General features: G+C 59.8%; 8 protein-coding genes. 7 read left to right on the top strand and 1 reads right to left on the bottom strand.

Annotated features, from left to right (window positions below; translation table 11 throughout):
- The first annotated feature begins 109 nt into the window (after positions 1 to 109).
- The 7 genes from ABIB60_RS17515 (at position 110) to ABIB60_RS17485 (ending at position 10627) form a co-directional block, all read left to right on the top strand.
- Positions 110 to 733 (top strand): histidine phosphatase family protein, encoded by a 624-nt coding sequence (locus ABIB60_RS17515; RefSeq protein WP_354581749.1) that lies wholly within the window; start codon positions 110 to 112, stop codon positions 731 to 733.
- Positions 734 to 840: 107 nt separating this feature from the next.
- Entirely contained in the window at positions 841 to 2613 is a 1773-nt protein-coding gene (locus ABIB60_RS17510) for a pyruvate dehydrogenase complex dihydrolipoamide acetyltransferase (RefSeq protein WP_354581747.1), read from the top strand.
- 203 nt (positions 2614 to 2816) lie between these two features.
- A complete protein-coding gene (locus ABIB60_RS17505) occupies positions 2817 to 5369 on the top strand; it encodes a TonB-dependent receptor (protein ID WP_354581746.1) in 2553 nt (850 codons plus the stop codon).
- A 353-nt stretch (positions 5370 to 5722) separates the two neighbouring features.
- Positions 5723 to 8056 (top strand): S9 family peptidase, encoded by a 2334-nt coding sequence (locus ABIB60_RS17500; protein WP_354581744.1) that lies wholly within the window; start codon positions 5723 to 5725, stop codon positions 8054 to 8056.
- Between the two features lie 268 nt (positions 8057 to 8324).
- Positions 8325 to 8861, top strand: coding sequence for an ATP-dependent protease subunit HslV (hslV, locus tag ABIB60_RS17495; protein WP_354581743.1), 537 nt, complete (start codon positions 8325 to 8327; stop codon positions 8859 to 8861).
- Positions 8862 to 9008: 147 nt separating this feature from the next.
- On the top strand, positions 9009 to 9506 hold the full coding sequence (locus ABIB60_RS17490; protein ID WP_354581741.1) for an STM3941 family protein: 498 nt from the start codon (positions 9009 to 9011) through the stop codon (positions 9504 to 9506).
- Positions 9507 to 9655: 149 nt separating this feature from the next.
- Positions 9656 to 10627 (top strand): deoxyhypusine synthase family protein, encoded by a 972-nt coding sequence (locus tag ABIB60_RS17485; RefSeq protein ID WP_315999807.1) that lies wholly within the window; start codon positions 9656 to 9658, stop codon positions 10625 to 10627.
- Between the two features lie 97 nt (positions 10628 to 10724).
- Here ABIB60_RS17485 and ABIB60_RS17480 read toward each other — a convergent pair whose 3' ends face one another.
- The gene (locus ABIB60_RS17480; RefSeq protein ID WP_354581740.1) at positions 10725 to 11525 is read right to left on the bottom strand and encodes a toxin-antitoxin system YwqK family antitoxin; all 801 of its coding nucleotides are present in this window, start codon (positions 11523 to 11525) and stop codon (positions 10725 to 10727) included.
- Positions 11526 to 11623 lie beyond the last annotated feature (98 nt).

The raw sequence follows: 11623 nt of genomic DNA, 5'->3' as shown, positions 1-11623 counted from the left end.
AAAGGTACGGTGCCGGCCGCAGGTTGTTGGTAGCGGGAGGCATAACCGGAGCATCCGGATAGGGGAAAAGGCCGTACTTTAACGAACACAACAGCAAAAGCAGCGGGAAATGAGCGTCAAAAAAATCTACCTCATTCGCCACGGACAGACGGATTTCAACGTGCGCGGCATTGTGCAGGGCAGCGGCGTCGATTCTTCGCTGAACGAGGCCGGCCAGCGGCAGGCGGCCCGCTTTTTTGCGGCCTACCGCCACGTACCCTTCGATAAAGTGTACACCTCCACGCTGCAGCGTACCCACCAGTCGGTGCGGGGCTTCCTGGAGCTGGGCCTGCCGCATGAGCAGCACGCCGGCCTCAACGAGATTAGCTGGGGCACCCGCGAAGGCACCCGCATCACGCCCGAAGAGGACGAGGAATACCATACCGTACTGCAGGACTGGCGCGCCGGCCGCACCACTTCCCGCCTGCAGGGCGGAGAAAGCCCCGAAGAAGTGGCCGCCCGCCAGCGCCCGGTTGTGGACCTGCTAACCAGCCGGCCCCACGAAGAAACCGTGCTGGTGTGCATGCACGGCCGGGCCATGCGGGTGCTGCTCTGTCAACTGCTGGGCTACCCGCTCAGCCAGATGGACAGCTTCGAGCACCACAACCTTTGCCTTTACCAACTCGACTATACCGGCTCTCTGTTCACGGTGCGCAGCTTCCTAGATGTGCGGCACTTGCAGGAAGTGGTATAAATAGGCGAAAATTCGCTGCGGGCGGCTGATTTTACCAACTACAGGTTTCGTTTGCAGCCCCGATTTTTCGGGCTAATTTTGACCCACTCAATCCAACGACGATACCGATGGCCGAACTCATAAAAATGCCCAAGATGAGCGACACAATGACCGAAGGGGTCATTGCTGCGTGGCTCAAAAAAGTAGGCGACAAAGTAAAATCCGGGGACATTCTGGCGGAGGTAGAAACCGACAAAGCCACGATGGAGCTCGAGAACTACGAGGACGGCACGCTTCTTCATATCGGCCCGAAAGAAGGCGACGCAGTACCCGTTGATGGCCTGCTGGCCATTGTGGGCAAGGAAGGCGAGGATATTTCGGCCCTGCTCAGCGGTGGCGCAGCACCCGCTCCGGCCCCCGCGGCAGCTCCGGCTGAGGCGCCCAAAGCCGAAGCGGCACCCGCCACGGCTCCGGCTGCCCCAGCACCCGCGCCGGCCGCTGCCCCAGCGCCGGCCCCGGCAGCACCTGCGGCTGCGGCACCTGCCGCTCCGGCTGGCAATGGCAAGAAAGCCACCATCATCCGGATGCCGAAAATGAGCGACACGATGACGGAAGGCACCATTGCCGCCTGGCTCAAGAAAGTAGGCGACAAGGTGAAATCCGGCGATATCCTGGCGGAAGTGGAAACCGATAAGGCCACCATGGAGCTGGATAATTACGAGGATGGCACCCTGCTCTACGTAGGCCCGAAAGAAGGTGAAGCTATTCCCGTGGATGGCATTCTGGCCATCATTGGGGAAGAAGGCGCCGACGTACAGGCCCTGCTCGGCGGTCAATCGGGCGGTAGCGCAGCCCCGGCCCCGGCCGCCGCTGAAGCTGCTCCGGCCGCTGCTACTACCTCGGCCCCCGCACCTGCCGAAGCTACTCCCGAGGCTGCTCCCGCCCAAAACGGCGGCCGCATTTTCGCCTCGCCGCTGGCCAAAAATATTGCTAAGGATAAAGGCATCGACCTGAGCACCATTAAAGGCTCCGGCGAAAACGGCCGCATCGTGTCCCGCGACTTGGAGGCTGCCCCGGCTGCGAAGCCTGCGCCAGCCCCGGCTGCGCAGGCTTCGCAGCCGGCCCAACCGGCCACTGTGCAGTCGGAGTACATTCAGGCAGCCCTACCGGAGCAGCCAAAAGCCGCTCCGGCCGCCGCTCCCGCGGCTCAGCCCGCCGACGGTACTTATACCGATACGCCGGTGTCGCAGATGCGCAAGGTAATTGCCCGTCGCCTCTCCGAAAGCCTGTTCACGGCCCCGCACTTCTACCTGACCATGGAAATCCTGATGGACCGGGCCATGGAAGTGCGCACCCAGCTCAACGCTCTGTCGCCGGTGAAGCTCAGCTTCAACGATATGGTTATCAAGGCTGCCGCCGTGGCCCTGAAGCAGCACCCCGCCGTTAATTCCTCCTGGCTCGGCGACAAAATCCGCCAGAACAAGGTGGTGAACATTGGCGTGGCCGTAGCCGTGGACGAAGGTCTGCTGGTGCCCGTGGTGCGTAATGCTGATGGTAAAGGCCTCAGCAGCATTGCCACCGAGGTAAAGGAGCTGGCTGGCAAAGCCAAGAGCAAGAAGCTGCAGCCCGCCGAGTGGGAGGGCAGCACCTTCACCATCTCCAACCTGGGCATGTTTGGCATCGAAGAATTCACGGCCATCATCAACCCCCCGGATGCCTGCATCCTGGCCGTGGGCGGCATCAAGCAAACGGCCGTGGTGAAGGACGGTCAGCTGGCCATTGGTAACGTGATGAAGGTAACCCTGAGCTGTGACCACCGCGTAGTGGACGGTGCCACCGGTGCCGCCTTCCTCCAGACGCTGAAAGCCCTGCTGGAAGACCCCATGCGCATGCTCATCTGAGCCATATAACACGGTAAATAGAGAAGCCAGCCCTTCATCGGGGCTGGCTTTTTTTATTGGAACGGCCCCGAAGCAAAGCACAACAGTAGACAGTGAGAGGAATTGGTCGTGCTAAATCATTGCAAATCATCTATACTTACCGGCAGCGGAGCTTGCGCCGGCGACTCTGTGGTTCGTGTTCCGTTCACCAATCAGCAGATACTATGAAGCAGCCTCTATTGGCTCTGACGCTCGGCGTCGTAAGTGTAACCGCCGCCTTTGGGCAGGGCCAGACCTTGACCGGGCAAGTGCTGGATAGCGCCGGCAAACCCGTTATTGGGGCCACCGTGGTGGAAAAAGGCACCAACAACGGTACCGCCACCGACAACGCGGGCCGCTTTACCCTGAAAACCCGCACGGCCAGCCCCCGCCTGCAAATCAGCTCCATTGGCTACGGCTCCCAGGAAGTGGCCGCCACTGGCGGCGAGGTGAGCGTGCGTTTGGCCGACTCCTCCACCAGTCTCGGTGACGTGCAGGTGGTGGGCTCGCGCAGCCAGAACCGCTCCGTCACCGATTCGCCTTCGCCGGTGGATATCATTGACCTGCGGGAGGTGACCACCAAAACCGGCCAGCTCGATGTGAACCAGCTGCTGCAGTTTGTGGCGCCCTCCTTCAACTCCAACCGCCAGACCGGCTCCGACGGCGCCGACCACGTGGACCCGGCCTCCCTGCGCGGCCTCGGCCCCGACCAGACCCTGGTACTGGTGAACGGCAAGCGCCAGCATCAGTCGGCCCTGGTGAACCTGTTTGGCTCCCGGGGGCGCGGCAACACCGGCACCGACCTGAACGTGATACCGGCTGCCAGCATCGAGCGGATTGAGATTCTGCGCGACGGCGCGGCGGCCCAGTACGGCTCCGATGCCATTGCCGGCGTAATTAACATCGTACTCAAAAGTTCCGTGAACGAGCTGACCGCCAGCGCCAACTACGGGGCCTACGATGCCAGCTACCGCCGCGACGACCAGAAATTTGACGGGGGCAACCTCAACGCCAACGTGAACTACGGCCTGGGCCTGGGCGAGCGGGGCAGCTTCGTGAATGCCACCCTCGACTTCAACCAGCGCCAGCACACCCAGCGCGCCAACGTGCCCGCCCCCGACGGACTGGCCCGCCGCGAGTACGGCGACCCGAAAGTGCAGAACCTCTCAGCCTACCTCAACTCCAAGTTTGCCCTTTCGGAGCGCAGCCACATCTACGTGTTTGGCGGAGCCAACAAGCGGAAGGGCGACGCCTACGCCTGGACGCGCTTCGCCGACGACGACCGGAACGTGCCCGCCATCTACCCCAACGGCTTCGACCCCATCATCACCAGCGACATTTGGGACGCCTCGGCGGTAGTTGGCCTGCGCACCAAGCTGGGCGAGTGGGACCTGGACCTGAGCAACAACTTCGGCTCCAACCGCTTTGAGTACGGGGTGAAGAACTCGCTGAATGCCTCACTGGGCGCGGCCTCGCCCACGTCGTTTAACGCCGGGGGCTTCCAGCTGCAGCAGGATGTGGTGAGCCTGGGCCTCACGCGCAATTACAAGACTGTGCTCAACGGCCTCAACATTGCCGCCGGGGCCGAGTTCCGGCGGGAGTGGTACTCGCTGTTTGCCGGCGAGGAAGCCTCCTACCGCAACTACGACCCCAGCAAATCGGGCGGCTCGCAGGGCTTCCCGGGCTACCAGCCGAGCGACGCCATCAAGGCCGACCGGGACAACGTGGGCGCCTACGTGGATGCGGAATTGAGCGTGACCCCGCAGTGGCTGGTGGCCGCTGCGCTGCGCTACGAGCACTACACCGACTTCGGCAGCACGCTCAACTACAAGGCCTCCACCCGCTACAACCTCACCGAGTTCCTCACGCTGCGCGGCACGTATAGCACCGGCTTCCGGGCGCCCTCGCTGGCCCAGATCAACTTCAACTCTACCTTCACCAACTTCATCGGCGGCGACCCGGTGGAGGTGCTGCTGGCCCGCAACAACAGCGCCGTAACCCAGAAGCTGGGCGTGCCCGCCCTCAAGCAGGAAACCTCCAACAGCGCCAACCTGGGCCTCACCAGTCGCATCGGCTCCTCGCTGAGCCTGACCGTGGACGGCTACTACATCAAGGTGAAAGACCGGGTGGTGCTGACCAGCCAATTCTCGGCCGATGATCCGGTAATTGGTCCTGATTTGCAGGCGCTGAACGTAGACCAGGCTCAGTTTTTTGCCAACGCCGTGGATACTCGCTCACTGGGGCTGGATGTGGTGCTGAACCACACGGCCACGCTGGGGCAGGGGCAGCTGAACTCGTCGGTGGCGGCTAACATCAACCAGCTTAAAATTGACCGGGTACGGACCTCCGGGCGACTGGCGGGGCGGGAGGATGACTTCTTCGGGCCCCGGGAGCAGGCCTTCGTAAAAGCCTCGGCCCCGCCCTCCAAAATCAACCTGACTTTCGATTATGAGCTGGGCCGTTTCAGCACGTTGCTGCGGTTTGTGCGCTTTGATAAGGTGCGGCTGGTGGATTTCGATGGTAACGATATGAACTACGCGGCCCGCGTTACCACCGACCTGACGCTGAGCTACGCCCTCACCGACCACCTGCAGTTCTCGGTGGGCAGCACCAACCTGTTCAACCGTTACCCCACCTTCTTCAACCCCAACAACACGGAAACCGGCGGCGCCTGGGACCCGGTGCAGATGGGCTCGAACGGTCGGTTTTACTTTGCCAAGCTGCAAGCCCGGTTCTAACAGGTAGCAGAATGCTTTTCTAGATTGAGTTGGGTCTGAAAAGTCGTTTTCAACTCGTTGAGCGTCCTGCTGAGCTTGTCGAAGCATCTCTACCGCTTCGTTGGATTACCACGACAACGAAGCGGCAGAGATGCTTCGACAAGCTCAGCAGGACTGTTTTGGAGTTTTCAGACCCAACCAGATTCAGCCCGTCATGCCGACCAAAGTCGAAGCTTGACGGGCTGAATGTTTGTAGGGGCTGACCTGGATGCAGCCTTGCGCGCATAAACCCGACCCATAGGCGGTACGCCGAATGTGTGCTACCTTCCGCTCCCGCCGGAAACCGGCGGCTTTTCCACCCTTCTGTAAACACTATGCACAAGTATCTACTGGCCCTCTCGGCGGCGGCAGTGTTGGCTCCGGCCGCAGCCTCGGCCCAGCAGCGGCCCGTTCTCACGGCCCAGGATTACGCCCGGGCCGAGCGTTTTCTCGGTTACAACACCTCGGCTCTGGTAGACGGCAGCGCTGGTCAGCCCAACTGGCTCGGCAACGACCGGTTCTGGTACCGGGTGCTCACGCCCAAAGGCAGTGAGTATGTACTGGTGGACCCCGCCCGTAAAACCCGCACTACTGCTTTCGACCAGGCCAAGCTGGCCGCCGCGCTATCCTCGGCCAGCGGCAAAACCTACGAGGCCGACCGCCTGCCCATCCGCAGCCTCACGTACTCGCCCGACGAGAAGAACATTGCCTTTGCTGCCGCCGGTAAGGCTTGGAAGTACGACGTACTCAGCGGACAGCTGACGCCCGATACGGCCCCGGCAAAACCCTACGCCAACGCCGGCAACGAGGTGACTTCGCCCGATGGCAAGCTGGCCGCTTTCATCAAGGACGACAACCTGTGGGTGCGCGACACCAACACCAACCAGCTCACCCAGCTCACCACCGACGGCACCAAGGACTACGGCTACGCCACCGACAACGCCGGCTGGAGTCACAGCGACGCCCCGGTGCTGCGCTGGTCCCCTGACTCCCGCAAGATTGCCACCTTCCGCCAAGACCAGCGCAACGTGGGCAGCATGTACCTGGTGAGCACCAATATCGGCCATCCGAAGCTGGAAAGCTGGAAATACCCGCTTCCCGGCGACAAGGACATTGCCATGATTGAGCGGGTGGTTATCGAAGTAAACACCCCAAAAGTGGTGCGCTTCCAGATGGCTCCTGATGCGCACCGCGGCACCCTCTCCGACGATATTTCCAGCAGCGGTACCTTCGACGACGTGGACTGGAGCCCCGATACCCGGGAGCTAGCTTTCGTCTCGACTTCCCGCGACCATAAGGAGGAGAAATTCCGCATTGCCGACGCCACCACGGGCACCGTGCGCGAGGTATTCACCGAAACCGTGCCCACGCAGTACGAGTCGGGCCAGGGCGCAATCAACTGGCGCTACCTGCCCAAGAGCAAGGAAATCATCTGGTACTCGGAGCGCGACAACTGGGGCCATTTGTACCTCTATGATGCCGGCACCGGCAAGGTGAAGCGCCAGATTACCAAGGGTAACTGGGTAGTAACGAAGCTGCTGCGCGTGGATGAGCAGAAGCGGGAGCTGTACTTCCTGGCCGATGGTCGGGAGCCGGGCAACCCCTACTTTACCCACCTGTACCGCATCGGGCTGGATGGTAAAAACCTCAAGCTGCTCACCCCCGAACCCGGCAACCACCAGGTGACCCTCTCGCCCTCGGGCCAGTACTTTATCGATACCTACTCCCAGCCCGACAAGCCCGGCCAAACGGTATTGCGCGCCGCCGACGGCAAGCTGGTATCCACGCTGGAGAAAACCGATATTTCCCGCCTCACCGCCACCGGCTGGAAGGCTCCCACGCCCATCACCGTAAAAGCCGCCGATGGGCAGACGGACCTGTACGGACTGATGTTCACGCCCACCAACCTGGACGCCAGCAAGAAGTACCCGGTTATCGACTACATCTACCCCGGCCCGCAGGGTGGGGGCGTGGGCAGCTGGGCCTTCAGCGCCGCCCGCAACGACAACCAGGCCCTGGCCGAGCTGGGCTTTGTGGTAGTGGTGATTGAGGGTAGCTGCAACCCGCTGCGCTCCAAAAGCTACCACGACGCCTGCTACGGCAACATGGCCGAAAACACACTGTCGGACCAGATTTCCGGCATCAAGCAGCTGGCCCAGCAGCACCCGTACATGGATGTGAATCGGGTAGGCATCTGGGGCCACTCGGGTGGGGGCTACGCTACGGCCGCAGCCATGTTCCGCTACCCGGAGTTCTTCAAGGTGGGCATCTCGGAATCCGGTAACCACGAGAACCGCAACTACGAGGACGACTGGGCGGAGCGCTACATTGGCCTGCTCAAAACCAACGCCGACGGCACCACCAACTACGACAACCAGGCCAACGCCCCCTACGCCAAAAACCTGCAGGGCAAGCTCATGCTGGCCCACGGCCTGATGGACGACAACGTGCCGCCCTATAACACGTGGCTGGTAGTAGATGCCCTCACCAAAGCCAACAAAAGCTACGACCTGGTGGTATTCCCGCAAGCCCGCCACGGCTTCGGAGCTGCTTCGCCCTACATGATGCGCCGCCGCTGGGACTACTTCGTGCAGCACCTGGCCGGGGCCGAGGCCCCGCAGAACTACGAAATGAAGCCCGTACCCGACCCGCGCACTTCCGTGCAGTAAGAAAAGCCAGTTGCAGCGTTGGAAGACGCTATAATCGTGCGCCGGTCCGGCGGCTGCAAGCCGTCGGGCCGGTTGTCGTTAGCTGACGTTCCAACGGCCACCGTGCGGATACACCAACCGGCAACCGGCCGACGGCTTGCAGCCGCCGGACCAGCACAACCACATCACCATTCCGGAATCGGCCGACTCCGGCTGGGCGTTGCGGCCGGATTCCCGTAGCTTTGCGCCTTCCTGTTGAAAAACCACCCGTCTAGTTTCTGATTTCGCCATGAGAATCCGTTCCACTACCGTGCTGGGCGTGCGCCACAACGGCCAGATTGCCCTCGGCGCCGATGGCCAGGCCACTATGGATAAGCACGTGGCCAAGAGCAACGTGCGCAAGGTGCGCAAGCTCCACGAGGGCAAAGTGGTAACCGGGTTTGCCGGCTCCACCGCCGATGCCTTTATGCTGCTCGATAAGTTTGAGGAAAAGCTGGGCGGCTACGGCGGGCAGCTACGCCGCGCGGCCATTGAGCTGGCCAAGGAGTGGCGCAAAGACCAGTACCTGCGCAAGCTGGAAGCCATGATGGTAGTAGCCGATAAAGACGAACTGCTCATCATTGCCGGCACCGGCGACGTGCTGGAGCCCGACTCCGACGTGGCGGCCATCGGCTCCGGGGCCATGTACGCCCAGGCTGCGGCGCTGGCCCTCAAAAAGCACGCTCCCCACCTCACGGCCCGCCAGATGGTGGAGGAAGCCCTGCACATAGCCGCCGACATCTGCATCTACACCAACCACAACCTCATGATTGAGGAGCCCGGTTAGCCCGTCATGCTGAGCTTGTCGAAGCATCTCTACCTCTGTCTAATCAAAGAAGTTAGCAATGCGGTAGAGATGCTTCGACAAGCTCAGCATGACGTTCTTTTACCTCTGAAAGACTCATGAATAGGTATTAACGCTCATTCCACCACCATGGCCGAAAACCTCATCTACCATAACTCGCGCTGGCGCTACGCCCTGCTCACGTTGGGCGGATTGGCGTTTGTGGCCATGGGCGTTTTCATGATTATAACCGAAGGCAAGTGGGGGCTAGGGCTCGTTTCCATTGCCTTTTTCGGTACCGGTGTGCTGGTCGGAATCCGGCAGCTGCTGGACAGCCGCCCCCGCCTGCAAATCACCGAGGAAGGCATTCTGGACCGCACCCTGGGCGTCGGCCTCATTCCTTGGGCCGACATTGACGATGCCTACGTGCGCTCCATCAACCAAGAGAACTTCATCTGCTTGGTGCTCCACAACGAGGATGAGTATCTGCAGCGCCTGCCGCCGCTGAAGCGCAAGCTGGCTAGTGCCAACGCCGCGCTGGGCTTCACCATGCTATCCGTGAACCTGAGCGGCGTGGACTTGAACCCCGAGCAGCTGCTGGAGTACATCCTGAAGCAGAGCGCCGCCGCGCAGATGCACCAATCCTAGCTCAACTACCTGCCTAAACTGTGCTATTGTGAGCAACCCAGCCCCAATAGCACACTATGCAGAATCTTCGATATACGCTTTTCGTATTGAACGATTCCGGGCCTTTTTTTGATAGAACACCGACACCCATTTACTGAACCTACGATCTGATGAACGTAACCAACTTCCTCAAGCACCACTACCGCCACTTCAACGCCGCAGCCCTGATTGATGCCGCCGAAGGCTACAACAAGCACCTGGCCGAAGGCGGGAAGATGATGATTACCCTGGCCGGGGCCATGAGCACCGCCGAAATGGGCATCCAGCTGGCTGAGCTGATTCGGCAGGACAAGGTGCAAATCATTAGCTGCACCGGTGCCAACCTGGAAGAGGATATCTTCAACCTGGTGGCCCACGATTTCTACGAGCGGGTACCCAACTACCGCGACCTGACACCCGCCGACGAGCAGGCCCTGTTGGAGCGCCACATGAACCGCGTAACCGACACCTGCATCCCCGAGGAAGAAGCCATGCGCCGCCTCGAACACTCGGTGCTGAAGTTCTGGGAGAAGGCCGACAAAGCCGGCGAGCAGTACTTCCCCCACGAGTTCTTCTACCAGATCCTGAAGTCGGGCGAGCTGGAGCAGTACTACCAGATTGACCCCAAGGACAGCTGGATGCTGGCTGCCGCCGAGAAAAACCTGCCCATCATCTGCCCCGGTTGGGAAGACAGCACGCTGGGGAACATCTTCGCCGGCCACGTGATTTCGGGCGACATCAAGAACGTGCACACCGTGCGCACCGGCATCGAGTACATGATTTACCTGGCCGACTGGTACACCCAGCAGGCTACCGAGGAAAGCAAAGTAGGCTTCTTCCAGATTGGCGGCGGCATTGCCGGCGACTTCCCCATCTGCGTGGTGCCCATGCTGCACCAGGACCTGGGCCGCACCTCGGTGCCGCTGTGGGGCTACTTTTGCCAGATTTCGGACTCCACCACCTCGTACGGTTCGTACTCCGGCGCCGTGCCTAACGAGAAAATCACCTGGGGCAAGCTGGGCCAGGACACGCCCAAGTTCATCATCGAGTCGGACGCTACCATCGTAGCCCCGCTGGTGTTTGCTATGGTGCTGGGGCAGTAATTGCCGCTTAGCAATACATAAAAGAGCCCGCCGCTGATGTTCAGCGGCGGGCTCTTTTAGTTTTTACAGGCACTAGTTCTACTGGGTTAAGTGCGGGTTATTTGAACTTGAAAAAATGCCCCCAGCTTTGTTTGCTGTCCATTTGATTGGTAGTTAGAATATAAAGACTGGTCTTGCTCGAGTCATTATATCCTTTTGTCTTGAGCAAGGCATAGATATCCGTTTCCAATTTTCCATTTTCTGAAAAATCGACGCGTATTTGCACTTTGCCCGTTGCTGATATTGTTAGTGAGCTGCGATAAGCAGGTTTGTTATTCGACTTGTTTTTGAAAACAGGCACGACGGTTAAACTATTGATGTCGTTCATGCTGATACGGGCGTCTTTTTCAAGAATATTACCGTTTAGAATAAAGTTGATTTTCCATGCTTCGTTGAGGGAGCGTTCGGGCACTTGCTTTAAGAAGATGCCATTATTCCAATATTCCTTGGTAATGACCTTGCCCGTTTCAGAATAGAAAATCCACTCGCCGGTCTTAGTCCAACAAAGCCCGCGGTCATAGATGTCGTCCCACTTGCCGGTGTCGTTTTCCTGATGCTGCCCCGTAATTTTCAGCTTGCCACTCGGGTAATATTCGTTGTAGAAACCAACGCCGCAATCAGTGTATTGAACGGCTTTGGTATATAGATGGCCGTCCTTATCGTATCGTGCCAAAATGCATGGCGTGCATTCGCCAATGCTTCTAAACCCGCTTATGCCAGGGGAATACACCAATGTTTTTAAGCCCGGGTAAGTTGTTTTTAGATTCTCTTGCTGCCCGTAGCATGCATTGGCTAGTGACAATAGAAAGAACAGCACAACGGCCGGGGTCAGCGGAGAAAAGGCACTGGAATATGTCATTGTAGATAAGTTGTACTCACGATACTAGCAGAAAAGTAAATGCCTTGATTGGGTTGATAATATACTGTTAACCCAACCAAGGCATACTAAGTCCATGA

The sequence above is a fragment of the Hymenobacter sp. UYP22 genome, from assembly GCF_040547285.1.
Classification (GTDB): domain Bacteria; phylum Bacteroidota; class Bacteroidia; order Cytophagales; family Hymenobacteraceae; genus Hymenobacter.
This window is presented reverse-complemented; position numbering and strand designations above follow the sequence as displayed.